Source organism: Amycolatopsis sp. 195334CR (assembly GCF_017309385.1).
Lineage (GTDB): Bacteria > Actinomycetota > Actinomycetes > Mycobacteriales > Pseudonocardiaceae > Amycolatopsis.
Window position 1 is genome coordinate 1,863,377 of sequence record NZ_JAFJMJ010000001.1, and the last position, 12,335, is coordinate 1,875,711.

The 12,335-nt window shown below is 70.7% G+C and carries 12 protein-coding genes; 6 read left to right on the forward strand and 6 right to left on the reverse strand.

Annotation, left to right across the window (positions count from 1 at the left end; all coding sequences use genetic code 11):
• The first annotated feature begins 49 nt into the window (after nucleotides 1-49).
• Entirely contained in the window at nucleotides 50-694 is a 645-nt protein-coding gene (locus JYK18_RS09110; protein WP_206801671.1) for a hypothetical protein, read from the forward strand.
• Here JYK18_RS09110 and lepB read toward each other — a convergent pair.
• The gene (gene lepB / locus JYK18_RS09115; RefSeq protein ID WP_206801672.1) at nucleotides 630-1,424 is read right to left on the reverse strand and encodes a signal peptidase I; all 795 of its coding nucleotides are present in this window, start codon (nucleotides 1,422-1,424) and stop codon (nucleotides 630-632) included. The two genes, JYK18_RS09110 and lepB, sit on opposite strands and share 65 nt — an antisense overlap.
• A gap of 213 nt (nucleotides 1,425-1,637) precedes the next feature.
• On the opposite strand from lepB, the gene JYK18_RS09120 reads away from it, so the two are divergent.
• Nucleotides 1,638-3,083 (forward strand): FGGY family carbohydrate kinase, encoded by a 1,446-nt coding sequence (locus JYK18_RS09120; protein WP_242579031.1) that lies wholly within the window; start codon nucleotides 1,638-1,640, stop codon nucleotides 3,081-3,083.
• Here the strand turns inward: JYK18_RS09120 and JYK18_RS09125 are convergent.
• The gene (locus JYK18_RS09125) at nucleotides 3,070-3,804 is read right to left on the reverse strand and encodes a cell division protein DivIVA (RefSeq protein WP_242579033.1); all 735 of its coding nucleotides are present in this window, start codon (nucleotides 3,802-3,804) and stop codon (nucleotides 3,070-3,072) included. The two genes, JYK18_RS09120 and JYK18_RS09125, sit on opposite strands and share 14 nt — an antisense overlap.
• A 200-nt stretch (nucleotides 3,805-4,004) precedes the next feature.
• Between JYK18_RS09125 and JYK18_RS09130 the strand changes: the two genes are divergently transcribed.
• The 3 genes from JYK18_RS09130 to JYK18_RS09140 are packed head-to-tail and all read left to right on the forward strand — an operon-like array spanning nucleotide 4,005 to nucleotide 7,830.
• Nucleotides 4,005-5,228, forward strand: coding sequence for a DUF445 domain-containing protein (locus JYK18_RS09130; protein WP_374195000.1), 1,224 nt, complete (start codon nucleotides 4,005-4,007; stop codon nucleotides 5,226-5,228).
• Nucleotides 5,229-5,276: 48 nt separating this feature from the next.
• A complete protein-coding gene (locus JYK18_RS09135) occupies nucleotides 5,277-6,503 on the forward strand; it encodes a DUF445 domain-containing protein (protein ID WP_206801676.1) in 1,227 nt (408 codons plus the stop codon).
• Between the two features lie 13 nt (nucleotides 6,504-6,516).
• A complete protein-coding gene (locus JYK18_RS09140; RefSeq protein WP_206801677.1) occupies nucleotides 6,517-7,830 on the forward strand; it encodes a hypothetical protein in 1,314 nt (437 codons plus the stop codon).
• Here the strand turns inward: JYK18_RS09140 and JYK18_RS09145 are convergent.
• Genes JYK18_RS09145 through JYK18_RS09155 form a run of 3 tightly spaced genes read right to left on the reverse strand, consistent with a single transcriptional unit; the run spans nucleotide 7,784 to nucleotide 10,536 of the window.
• Complete coding sequence (locus JYK18_RS09145; RefSeq protein WP_206801678.1) at nucleotides 7,784-8,671, reverse strand: metal ABC transporter permease; 888 nt, start codon at nucleotides 8,669-8,671, stop codon at nucleotides 7,784-7,786. The two genes, JYK18_RS09140 and JYK18_RS09145, sit on opposite strands and share 47 nt — an antisense overlap.
• Nucleotides 8,672-9,487: a metal ABC transporter ATP-binding protein gene (locus tag JYK18_RS09150; RefSeq protein ID WP_206801679.1), complete on the reverse strand. Its 816-nt coding sequence runs from the start codon at nucleotides 9,485-9,487 to the stop codon at nucleotides 8,672-8,674.
• Nucleotides 9,484-10,536 carry a metal ABC transporter solute-binding protein, Zn/Mn family gene (locus JYK18_RS09155; RefSeq protein ID WP_206801680.1) on the reverse strand — a complete coding sequence of 351 codons (1,053 nt, stop codon included), beginning with the start codon at nucleotides 10,534-10,536 and terminating at the stop codon, nucleotides 9,484-9,486. The genes JYK18_RS09150 and JYK18_RS09155 overlap by 4 nt, the downstream gene beginning before the upstream one ends.
• 152 nt (nucleotides 10,537-10,688) lie before the next feature.
• On the opposite strand from JYK18_RS09155, the gene JYK18_RS09160 reads away from it, so the two are divergent.
• Nucleotides 10,689-11,789: a LacI family DNA-binding transcriptional regulator gene (locus tag JYK18_RS09160; RefSeq protein ID WP_206801681.1), complete on the forward strand. Its 1,101-nt coding sequence runs from the start codon at nucleotides 10,689-10,691 to the stop codon at nucleotides 11,787-11,789.
• Here the strand turns inward: JYK18_RS09160 and JYK18_RS09165 are convergent.
• Nucleotides 11,786-12,322, reverse strand: coding sequence for a TIGR03086 family metal-binding protein (locus JYK18_RS09165; RefSeq protein WP_206801682.1), 537 nt, complete (start codon nucleotides 12,320-12,322; stop codon nucleotides 11,786-11,788). The genes JYK18_RS09160 and JYK18_RS09165 overlap by 4 nt on opposite strands.
• Nucleotides 12,323-12,335: the final 13 nt, after the last annotated feature.

Consider the following 12,335-nt stretch of genomic DNA (forward strand, 5'->3'; position numbering starts at 1 on the left):
GGATCCGGGTCCCGCCTGTCGACCGGCACCGGAAAGGAATTCCCGAGTTATGCCCGACCGCGTCGACGACTCACCCCCGCTGGACTTCGCGCTCTACGGCCTGAGCGACTCCTGGCAGGGCGCGCGCTGGCTGTCCGCTTTGGAGGGCAAGCCCGGTGCTCCACTGTGGGCAGCCTGGCTCGGCCACTTCTCCCACGACGCCGCCGTCTTCACCGGCTCGGCCGCCCGCACCCGCCACGACGAGCTCCACACCGCCCCCGGCGCGGACCGGCTCAGCCAGGTGGCCTTCACCGCCGCCTTCGCGATGTCCAACTTCACCCTGCCCAGCGCACCCGACCAGCGCCCCGAGAACGTCCTGGACGCCGTCGTCGCCGAGGTCGAGCACGCCGCCGCGAACCACACCCGCTGGGAGAACGCCTCCTGGGAACTCGACGGCGAGATCCTCGCCGCGAAGGTCTGGCGGTTCGCCGGCGCCTGGTGCGCCTTCACCGACACGCTGACCGATGAGTACCTGCTGGCCTACGGCATCGGCGTCGAACCGGACGACCTCGAGTTCGGCAAGGTCACCGACACCCAGCAGTACGGCTTCTCCCGCCGCCAGCGCCTCGGCCCGGCCGCGCTCGCCGAGATCAAGAAGCCGAATCTGCCGCGTCCGGCGCAACTGCACGAGGACCACCGGAAGCTCGTTTCCTGACCACCCGCGCGACCACCATCGCGAACCCGGTCAGCACGGCGACCGCGCCGACCCCGATGCCCGCGGTGACGGCCCAGGTCAGCGGGCCGGGCAGGACGTCGGGCTGCCGCGGCTCGGCGAGCCCGGCGGCGACGAAGGCGCCCGCCTGCGGCAGCGTGCGTTCGGTGCCGTCGGCGCCACGCTCGGCGACCACCCGGCCACGCACCGCGGACATCGGCAGCGCCGCGCGTTCCGGCGTTTCGGAGAACGCCCGTGAATCGAACGCATTACCGCGGTTGTCTCCGAGCAGGAACACCGAATTAGGCGGGATGGTCACCGTAAAGGGAAATGTGCCGCGATCCGGTCCGAGGTACTCCTCGTACACCGGAATGCCGTTCACGACCAGCTCGTCCCGTTCACCGCAGCAGACCACCACGTCACCGCCGAGCCCGATCACCCGGCTGACCAGCTGCCCCTCGCGCTGCCACGCACCGGCGTCCACCACGACCACGTCACCGCGGTGCACCTCGGCCGGTTCTCCCAGCAACAGCAGGCTTCCCGGGGTATACGCGGCGCCCATCGACCGGTCGGCCACCGCGGTCTGCACCGCCTGGTCCGAACCATCCAGCGCGGCGGTGATGCGCGGGTGCAGAAAGCCGAACGCGACCAGGAAACCGCCGATGATCAGCAACGGCAGCAGGATGAACGGAGCGCCCCGCCACCACCACGGCCGGGCCTGTATTTCGGACAATTCTTCACCAACCACCGGCACCGAATTCACCCCACTCGCCAAGATCGCCAGCGAGAAAATATCGGTGTTCGGAAAAAAACGGTGTGGTCGCGACAGAACCGTAGCAAAAGTCTCAGCTGGCGCTCAGAAGGTTGCTTGCCCTACTCACCTATGCGCGCACGGACATTGTTCAACCGGCCAAAGCTCAGCCGGTCCGCGCGAAACCTGCGAGAATTGGGCGAAACGGCATACGGCACGGTGAGTCCTCTGACCTCGATCACGATCGGCATCGGAATGGCGACCCTCGGTGCGCCGCGCGTGCACACCGTCGCGGTCACCGAAGAAGGCGGGGTACTGGCGGCGGCCATGGTCCCGCTGCCCGCCCCGCTCCACGACCGGACCGGCCGCGGTGAACACGACCCGCGCACCTGGTGGCCGGCGGTGGAACGCGCGCTCTGCCAGGTCACCGCGGATCTCCCGCGCGCCGAGATCGGCGCGGTGGCGGTGACGGCCACCGCGGGCACGATCGTGCCGGTCAACCGACGGGGCCTGCCCGCCGGACCGGCGCTGCTGCCCGACGACCGGCGCGGCGCGGAGTTCAACCGGCGCGCGGCCGAGCTCGGCGCGCGGCGCTGGCAGGCGCTCGGCCTCGACGTACCACCGACCGCCGCGCTCGGCCGCCTCGCCTGGCTCGCCACGAACGCGCGTGAGGCGGCGGGGATCCGGCATGTGCCAGAGGTGATCGGCACGCAGTTGACCGGCAAGCGCGTCGCGGTGGATTCCGCGCACGCACTGGGAACCGGCTACGACCCGCTTGCCGGTGAGTGGGCGTGCGAGGTGCTCGACGCGCTGAACGTGCCGCGGAAGTGGTTGCCCGCGGTGGTACCGCCGGCGACCGTGCTCGGCACCGTCTCCCGCACCAGCGCCGCGTTGACCGGGCTGCCGAAGGGTTGTCCGGTGGTGGCGGGCATGACCTCGGACTGCGCGGGCGCGATCGCCGCGGGCGCGGTCTCCCCCGGCCGGTTCGCCACCCGGCTCGACCGGATGTATGTCCTCAAAGGAGTGACCGCGACCCTGGTGCCGGACCCCGGCGGGCTGGTGCACAGCCACCGGTTCCCCATTGACTGGTGGATGCCGGGAGCGGTGGCGAGCACGGGCGGCGAGGCGCTGCCGGACATCGCACGGCTGGACGCAGCGGCCGCCGACCGCGGACCGGCGGAGCTGGTGGTGTACCGGAAGCCCTTCGACACCAAGGAAACGCGCGAATTCACCAGCGCGGAACCGGCCGACGAGGTGGAGTTGCACCGCGCGCGGCTGGAGGGCGCGGCCTTTGTCGAGAAGCTGGTGCTGGACCACTTGCGACGGCTGGGCATCGCGCCCGTGGAGCCGCTGCTGGCCACCGGGCCGGCCACGGAAAGTCTACTGTGGACGCAGATCAGGGCGACCGCGACCGGCCTGGCGATCCGGCTGGCATCGCACGGGGAACCGGCTTACGGCGCGGCGGTGCTGGCCGCCGCCGGAGCGCGGAAAGGCGCCCTCCGGGTCGACAGCAGTGGCACGCTGGTCGAACCGGTGGCGGCCGAACAAGATGCGCTTTCGGCCTCGTACCACCGGTTCTGCAGCGAACTACACGAGCGTGGCTGGATCGACGACGAACTTCACGCGGTCACGACGACCTGACCGGCGAAGGCTTCGGTGACGGGGCCGCAGATTCAGCGGCTTCCTCCGGCTCGGCCGGTCCGAGCTGCTTGACCGCTTCGAGCACCGCGCTCTGGGCGGCGCTGATCCGTTCGGTGACCCTGCGGCGCAGGTCCAGCGCGAGCCTGCGGTCCTCGGTGGCGTCGGCGAGCTTCTTTTCCGCGTCAGCCAGCAGGGCCGACGCGCGCGCCTTGACCTCCGCCTCGTGCTTCTCCAGCGCGGCCTCGGCTTCGGACTTGCGGGCGAGCAGTTCCTCCGCCGCCTTCTGGTCGGCCTCGTCGCGGCGGCCCTGTGCCTCGGCGTCGAGCTTGCGGCGGTCTTCGGCGGCCGCCTCGTTGAGCTTTTCGATCTCGGCACGGCCGTCGGCGAGCAGCTGCTCGTGCTCGGCGGTGCGCTCCTTGGCCAACTGCTCGGCGGCGCGGCGGGCGTCACGCGAGTACTTGTCGGCCTCTTCCCTGGTGGCGGCGGCGTCCTCGTCCGCCTTGGCGCGCAGCTCGGCGATCTCCTCCTCGGCGAGCTGCATCATCATGCGGACGCGCTCGGCCATCGCGGAGGCCCCGGTGGGGCTCGCGGTCAGCCTGGCGAGGCCGTCTTTTGCTTCAGCGAGTTCTTTTTGCGCGTAGCTGAGCGCCTTGGACAACTCGGCGACCGAGGCCAGCGCCTCATCACGTCCTCGCGACGCGGCTTTCAGGTCGGTGGACATGCGCGAAATGCGCTCGTCAACCTGACGCTGGTTGTATCCGCGGCGAGTCATCTCGAACTGGGCGGGGCCGGGAGCCGGAGCCGGGGCGGTCTTGTCGGCAGCAACCATTCGTGCACTGTAGTGATGGGAGGGCTCACAGCCCATACCGCCAAATGGGGTATCGGCTACTGTTGCCGGGCGGCCAACGAGCGGAGGGGTTCGTGCGCGCCATACTCGACGACATCGCGGCCCATTGGCACGTCTACGCGACGATGCCGCTCATCGCCGCGCTCATCGGATATGTCACCAAACGCGTGGCCATCAAAATGATGTTCAAGCCACTCGAATTCCGCGGGATCCGGCCATTCTTCGGCTGGCAGGGCGTCATCCCGGCGAATGCGCGGCGCATGGCCACCACCGCGGTCGAACTGCTCACCGGCCACCTGGTCGACCCGCGTGAGCTCTTCGCCAGGCTCGACCCGGACCGGATGGTCGCCGAGTTGGAGGAGCCGCTGCTGCGCGCGGTGGAGGACGTCACCCGCGAAGTGATGGAACAGCACCAGCCCCGGTTGTGGGAACTGCTGCCGGCCAGGGCGCAGCGCCTGCTGCTCGACCGGATCCGCGCGCAGGCACCCAAGGTCGTCGCGCGGCTGCTGCGCGAGGTCTCCGCGAACATCGACGACGTGCTCGACGTCAACGCCATGCTGATCGAGGCGATGGTCCGCGACAAGGCGCTCACCGTGCGACTCATCGAGGAGGTGGCCCAGCCGGAGCTGCGCTTCATCGCCCGCTCGGGTGTCTACTTCGGATTCGTCATCGGCCTGGTGCAGTTCGCCGCCTGGGCGGTGACCAAGGAACCGTTGATCATGCCGCTGTTCGGTTTCCTCACCGGGTTCGTCACCGACTGGCTGGCACTGAAGATGATCTTCCTGCCGCGCGAGGAGAAGCGGTTCCTGTTCTTCCGCTGGCAGGGCCTGTTCCAGAAGCGCCGCCGCCAGGTCGCCCAGGACTACGGCACGCTGATCGCCGACGAGGTGCTGACCGTGTCGAACGTGCTGGAGGCGGTGCTCACCGGCCCCAAGTCGGACCGGCTGTTCGCGCTCATCCAGCGCGAGGTCCAGCGCACCATCGACGAGCAGGCCAGCATCGCCAAACCGCTCGTCGCGCTGACCGTCGGCGGCAAGGAGTACCAGGAGCTCAAGCGCGCGGCCGCGGCGAAGGCGATCGAGCACCTGCCGGAAACCGTGCGGCACGTGGAGAAGTACGCCACCGAGGCGCTCGACGTGCGCAACACGATCGTGGACAAGATGCGGCAGCTGAGCCCGCTGGAGTTCGAGGGCATCCTGCGCCCGGCGTTCCGGCAGGACGAGTGGAAGCTGATCGCCGTGGGCGCGGTGATCGGGGGAATCGTCGGTGAACTGCAGGTGCTCCTGCTGCTGCACTGATCCCCGCCCGCTACCGTGCACCCCGGAACGGCGACAAGGGGGAACACGGTGGACGCGGTGCTGGCCGATCTCGCCGAGCACTGGCCGCTCTACGCGCTGATCCCGTTCATCGCCGCGCTGATCGGTTACGTGACCAAGCGCGTGGCCATCGAGATGATGTTCCGGCCGCTGGAGTTCGTCGGGCTCCGGCCGTTCCTCGGCTGGCAGGGCGTGGTGCCCAAGCACGGCGGGCGGATGGCCGCGGTGGCCACCGACCTGCTCACCGCGAACCTGCTCGACCTCAAGGAGATCGTCGACCGGATCGACCCGGACCAGATCGCCGGCGAGATCGAGCAGCCGCTGCTGCGCGCGGTCGACGAGATCGCCCGCGACGTGCTCGCCGAGTACCACCCGCGGATGTGGGAGGCCCTGCCCACCATGGCGCAGGAGCTGATCATCAAGCAGATGCAGGCGTCGTCACCGCGGGTGGTGCGCGAGCTGATGCTGGAGATCCGCGAGAACCTCGACGAGTTCCTCGACGTCAAGCACATGACCGTGCAGCACCTGACCAGGGACAAGGCCCTGCTGGTGCGGTTGATCCGGGAGACCTCGCGCCCGGAGATGGCGTTCATCGCGCGCACCGGCATCTACTTCGGCTTCGGCCTCGGCGTGGTGCAGGCGATCGTCTGGGCGCTGACCAAGGAACCGTGGGTGCTGCCGATCTTCGGCGGCTGCATCGGGCTGTTCACCGACTGGCTGGCGATCAAGCTGATCTTCGTGCCGCGCGAGCCGGTGCGGGTGCTGCCGAGGGTGACCCTGCAGGGCAAGTTCCAGCGGCGGCGGGCCGAGGTGGCGCGCCAGTACGGCGAGCTGATCGCGCACGAGGTGCTGACCGTGCACAACCTGGTCGACGCGATCCTGCGCGGACCGCGGTCGGACCGGCTGGTGGCGCTGGTGCAGCGGATGGTGGCCAAGGCGATCGACGAGCAGACCAGCATGGCCAAGCCGATGGTGGCGATGACCATCGGACCGCGGCGGCTGACCGAGATGAAGCAGGCCGCCGCCGCGCGCGCGGTGCGGCGGCTGCCCGAGACCGTCCGGTACGCCGAGGGCTACCTGACCAGGGCGATGGACGTGGCGCACATGGTCGAGGAGCGCATGCTCAACCTCACGCCGAAGGAGTACGAGAACCTGCTGCGGCCGGCGTTCCGCCAGGACGAGTGGAAGCTGATCGCGGTCGGCGGGGTGATCGGCTTCCTGGTCGGCGAACTGCAGGTCCTGCTCATGCTCCACTGAGTACGGTGGGGGCGTGTCCCGACGACCCCAGCAGCTGCCCGCGGTGCACGAAGCGTGGCTGCCCCGCGAACACGCCCTCTACCGGCCGCGCCACAGCGGCCGCCAGCGGACGGCGCTGATCTGCGCGCTCGCGTTCTTCGTCACCCCGACTCTGCTCTGGGTGTTCGGCGCGCGGCCCGCCGAGATCGAGAACCACAGCCTCAAGTCCTTCCCCAGCTTCTCCGACGGCTGGGGCCTGGTCACCGACCTGCCGGAATGGGCCACCGACCAGCTGATCTTCCGCAGCGGCGCGATCCAGGCGGCGGACGGGATCAGCCGGGCGCTGTTCGGCGAATCGGCCCCGCTGGACCAGGGCGGCGCGCCGAAGTCGGGGCCGCTGCCGGGCAGCCCGCCGCCGCCCGCCGGGCCGCAGCCGCCGGTCGGGCCGGGCGGTCCGACCAACGGCGACGCCGGGTTCCGGCAGGTCGTCGAGGGTTCGGACGGCTGGCTGTACTACGGCTACGACGCCGAGGCGAAGTGCGCGCCGACGCGGACCATCGACGAGACCGCGGGCCAGCTGGCCAAGCTGCGGGACGCGGTGGAGAGCTCCGGGCGCCAGTTCGTGCTGGTGGTGGCGCCGGACAAGACCACGATGGTGCCGCAGCACCTGCCGTCGAGCTATCCCGGCAAGGACTGCGTCACCAGTGCGACGCCGGAACTGTGGCGGCGGGTCGTCGGGCAGGCGGGCGCGATCGACCTGCAGCCGTACCTCCACGACGCGCAGCGGAAGATGAACCACCCGATCTACCCGTCGAACGACTCGCACTGGTCGGACGAGGGCGCGATCGTGCTGTCGCGGCAGGTGGCCGAGGCCATCCGGCCCGGGGTGACCCGGCTCTGGCAGACCCCGCCGGTGGCGCCCTACACCATCGACGCCGATCTCCCGCCGCTGCTCGGCAAGCGCGCGCCGAAGACGAACACCAAGTTCGAGCTGCGCCCGGACGGCATCGACGACCGCGCCGGGGAGTCGGTGGAGACCATGGAGGAACCGCAGCGCCGCACGCAGCGCCCGCTGCCCGGCATGGTCACCAAGAAGACGCTGCTCTACGGCGACTCGTTCATCAAGGTCAGCTCGCGCTACCTGAGCGCCGCGTTCAGCGACGTGACCATGCTCGCGTACCACAACCAGCGCAACGACACCGCGAGCGCGGTGAAGGCCTTCGCCGACTCCGAGGTGGTGGTGCTGGAGGTGGTCGAGCGCGGGGTGGCCGCCGGGAACCTGCCCTTCCTGCAGGACGGGTTCATCGACTCGGTGCGGACACAGCTGGCCGCTCGGCCGATTCGCTGACCGTGCGCCGGGCCCGGCCGCGCACGAACGAGATGATCCGGCAGACCAGGTAGATCAGGAACGAGATCGCGGTGACGAAGGCGCTGGCCGGGGCGCCGGGCGCGAGCGAGAGCACGATGCCGCCGAGCGCCGCCACCTCGGCGAAGACGATGGCCAGCACGGTCGCGCGCAGCGGGCTGGCGGTCACCCGCGCGGCCGCCGCGGCCGGGGTCACCATCAGCGCGACCACCAGCAGCGCGCCGACGATCTGCACGCCGATCGCGGTGGCGATGCCGACCAGCACGGCGAAGACCACGGACAACGCGTGCACCGGGACCCCGCGCGCGAGCGCGACCGAGCGGTCCACACTGGCGAACAGCAGCGGCCGGTAGATCACCGCGAGCACGGCCAGCACCACCGCCGCGGCGATCACCAGCACGGTGGCGTCGACCGAGTCCACGGACATGATCTGCCCGGTCAGGATGCCCATCTTGTTGGCCGCGCGGCCGGGGTAGATCCACAGGAACAACACGCCGAGGCCGAGCCCGAAGGACAGGATCGCGCCGATCACCGAGTCGCGTTCGGACTCGCGGCCGCCGAGCAGGCCGAGCAGCAGCGCGGCGGCGACGGCACCGGCGAGCGCGCCGTACTCCACCCCGACACCGAGCAGCAGCGCGCCGGCGGCACCGGTGAAGGCGAGTTCCGCGGTGCCGTGCACGGCGAAGGACATCCGCCGCATCACGATCAGCGGGCCGAGCAACCCGGCGACCACGCCGAGCACGGCGGCGGCGAGCAGACCGCTCTGCACAAACGGCAGGCCGAGCAGCCGCTCGGTGAGCGTGAAGTCGAACAGCTTGTCCATTCAGGACACCTGGTCGGTGAGGTGGTGGGGTTCGTCCTCGCAGAGCGCGCTCTGCGCACCGGCGACGTGGATCTGGCCGCCGACCCGCAGCACCTCGATGTGCGTGCGGTACAGCTCGGACAGCGTCGCCGAGCTCATCACCTCGTCCGGGGTGCCGATGCGGAACTGCCCGTTCACCAGGTACAGCACCCTGTCCACATAGGACAGGATGGGGTTGATCTCGTGCGTGACGAAAAGGACGGCGGTGTCCGCGCGGCGGCGCCGCTCGTCGATCAGGCCGCTGACCACGCGCTGGTGCGCGAGGTCGAGGGAGAGCAGCGGTTCGTCGCAGAGCAGCACCTCGGGGTCGCCGATCAGCGCCTGCGCCACGCGGAGCCGTTGCTGCTCACCGCCGGAAAGCCTGCCCACCGGCGAATTCGCGTACGACTCGGCGCCGACGGACTCCAGCGCGTCGGCGATCCGGCGGCGGCGCTTCGACAGTCCGAAGAGGCCGGTGCCCCAGCGGTGTCCGTCCAGGCCGAGGCCGACCAGGTCGGTGCCGCGCAGGGTCAGGCCCTCGTCCAGCGCGCGCTGCTGGGGGATGTAGCCGATGTTGGGGTTGCTGCCGCCGGGCGCGTGCCCGGCCACGCGGACCGTGCCCGCGGTCAGCCCCTGCTGGCCGAGCAGCACCCGCAGCAGGCTCGTCTTGCCCGAACCGTTGGGGCCGAGCACGGCGAGGAACTCCCCCGGCTGGACCTCGAGGTCCAAGCCGGACCAGAGCGTGCGGTCGCCGAAGCTCAGCCGCGCCCCGGAGATCTCGACGGCGGTCCGGCTCATTTGCCCAACGCCGCGGCCAGGTCGTTCACCTCTTGGGTCATCCAGGCAATGTAGTCGGTGACGCCGGCGGGCAGCGTCTCGGTCACGTCGACCACCGGCACGCCGGCGCCCTTCGCGGTGGTCACCAGCTGCTCGGTGGCCGGGGTGGTGGTCTGCGCGTTGTTGATCACCGCGTTCACCTGCTTCCCGGTGACCAGCTGGTTCATCGCGTCCTGCGCGGCGGCGGGCACCTCGGACTCCTCCTCGATCGCCTTGGCGAACTCCGGCGGGGTGGCGTCGGCGACCTTCGCGGTCTCCAGGAGGTAGTGCGCGATCGGCTCGGTGGCGACCACCTTGCGGTCCGGGTGGGCGGTGCCGATCTGCTCGGCCTGCTTGACCAGTTCGTCGAGCTTGCCCTTGAACTGGGTGGCGTTCGCGGTGAACGTGGCGGCGTCGGCGGGCTGGAGCTCACCGAGCTGGGTGGCGATCTGGTCGGCGACCTTGCTGACGGTGGGGAGGTCGTACCAGACGTGCTCGTTGACCTCGCCGTGCTCGTGGGCGTGGCCCTCGTGACCGGCTTCGCCTTCGTGCCCGGCTTCGCCTTCGTGACCGGGTTCGGCGTGGCCTTCGTGGCCCGGTTCCGCGTGGCCTTCGTGGCCCGGCTCGGCAGGGGCCGGTTCCTGACCGGCCTCGGCGCCGTGGCCGCTGACGTCGAAGGCGTTCACCTTGCGCGCGTCCGGGGCCTGGTCAGCCATCTGGGTGAAAAACTCGTCGTAGCCACCGCCGTTGGCCAACAGCAGCTTGGCGCCGGTGACGTCGGCCGCGTCCTCCGGGGTGGACTGGTAGGAGTGCGGATCGCCGCTCGGGTCGTCGATGATCGCCTTCACCGACACCTTGTCCCCGCCGACCGCGCTGACCACGCTGCCCCAGACGTTGGTCGACACCACCACCGGCACCTTGCCGTCGGTGGAGGCGGCCTGCTCGCCGTTCCCGCAGGCCACCGCCCCGAAGGCGAGCGCGGCGACGGCCGTGGTGGTGGCGGCCAGGCGGTACGGGCGGCGAGAGGTCATGGCTGGTTCTCCTGAACGGGGCGGTCCGGGCACCGCCAGTAGCTAATGGAAACCGTTGTCGAATTCACTTTACCCCATCGGGTGAGGCGACCAGATCAACTGTGACCAGGCACCCGCTTCACCATCGGGAACTGAACCGTTACGGTGACCGGATGGGTCGTCCAATTCGCACCAGGCGGCAGGCGACGCTGGCGTCACTGGCCGCGGAGTTGGGTGTGTCCAGGACCACGGTGTCCAACGCCTACAACCGGCCCGATCAGCTCTCCCCCGAGCTGCGCCGCCGCGTGCTGGAAACCGCGCGCCGGCTGGGTTATCCCGGGCCGGACCCGGTGGCGCGCTCGCTGCGCACGCGCAAGGCGGGCGCGGTCGGGCTGCTGCTCACCGAGAACCTCTCCTACGCCTTCCGCGACCCCGCCGCCATAGGAGTCCTCGAAGGACTCGCGCTGGCCTGCGAGGACGCGGGCGTCGGCCTGCACCTGGTGCCCGCGAGCCCCGGCCGCGAGGACGTGGCCGCCGTGCACCGCGCCGGCGTCGACGGTTTTGTCGTCTACTCCGTGCCCGACGACGACCCGCACCTCGCCGCCGTGCTGCAGCGGCCGGTGCCCACGGTGATCGTCGACCAGCCGCGGGTGGAGGGCGTGGACCGGGTCGGCCCGGACGACGCGGCCGCCATCACCGGCATGGCCAACCACCTGGTCGAACTGGGCCACCGCCAGGTCGGCGTGCTGTGCATGCGGCTGGCCCGCGAGCGCAACGACGACTTCGCCTCGGTGCAGCGGCAGCGGGAGGCGCACTTCCACGTGCAGCGCACCCGGCTGGCCGCGCTGGCGAAGGCCTTCGAAGCGGTCGGCGTGGACTGGGCGAGCGTGCCGGTGGTCGAGCGCTTCGACCACACGGTGGACGACGGCGCCTCCGCGGCCCGGCAGTTGCTGGACGCGTATCCGCAGGTCACCGCGCTGGTCTGCACCTCGGACATCCTGGCGCTCGGCGCGCTCGCCGAAGCCGACCGCCGCGGCCTGCGGGTGCCCGCCGAGCTGACGGTGACCGGGTTCGACGGCATCGCCGAGGCCGAGCGGCACGGGCTGACCACCGTGCACCAGCCCGTGCTGGACAAGGGGAAGGCGGCCGGGAAGCTGCTGCTGGCCACCGCCGAGCACGGGGCACCGCGGGTGATCACGCTGCCGACGGAGCTGAAGGTCCGGTCGACCTCAGCCCCGCCGCGCACCGCCGAGCAGATGTGGTTCGGCCCCTAGGCGCTTCGCCCCAGCTGGTTCATCAGGCGGGTGGTCTCGTCGGCGTCGTCCGAGGAGGGCACGCCGGGCTCGAACAGGCCTTCCACCCCTTCATGACCGAACGGTCGTACGTATTCCTGGACGCGGTGCACCAGCTCGGCGTCCAGCGCGGGCGGCACCCCGAGCGCGGTGGCCAGGTCCCAGCTGTGCGCGACGATCTCGGTCAGGAAGAACGTGTCGAGCATGGTCCGCAACGGCACCCGGCCGACCGGCGCGGCGACCTCCGCGGTGAAATCGGCCTTCGCCAGCGCGTCCTCGAGCGACCGGCGCGCCTCCCGCCAGGCCGCCACCGGATCGGCCTCGCGCGACTGCTCCCCCGCCTGCGGGAAGTCGGCGCCCAGTGCCAGTTCGCGACCCAGCCGCACCACGGCGATGACGTGCGCGACCAGGTCGGCGATGGCCCACTTGTCGCACGGGGTCGGGCGCTCCCAGCCGTCCGCGGGCACGGCGGTGAGCAGTGCTTCGAACCGGTCCAGCGCGAGCTCGGTGGTCATCTCTTCTCCTTCG